General features: G+C 58.7%; 1 pseudogene. It reads right to left on the bottom strand.

The window, feature by feature from the left end:
* Nucleotides 1–103 (bottom strand): annotated as a pseudogene (locus X744_RS1000000175855) (DsbA family protein); the annotation flags it as partial.
* Between the last annotated feature and the right edge of the window lie 202 nt (nucleotides 104–305).

The raw sequence follows: 305 nt of genomic DNA, 5'->3' as shown, positions 1-305 counted from the left end.
TTCCGGCCTTCGCAACCTGCGGACTGCCGGCCACGAAACCGAAAGCCAGCATGCCAAGGGCGACCGCAACCCCCGTGGTGCCCAGCAGCAGTGCCTTTTTCATCGTTGTCGTTCCTTCTGCCTATTTTCCGGTCTGGCTGTGTCGCAGCACGCGGCCGGAAGGTTCATGAGATTACTGGCTCTTGCCTGACGATTTGTAGTTTATGATGTCCTGGGCGCGTATCCAGCGCGGCTCGCCGCGCTTCATCTGCTGTTGCGCCCGCATGGCGAAGATCTTCGCATCCTTGTAGTTGCCGGAATAGAAA

Source organism: Mesorhizobium sp. LNHC252B00 (assembly GCF_000502955.1).
Lineage (GTDB): Bacteria > Pseudomonadota > Alphaproteobacteria > Rhizobiales > Rhizobiaceae > Mesorhizobium.
This window is presented reverse-complemented; position numbering and strand designations above follow the sequence as displayed.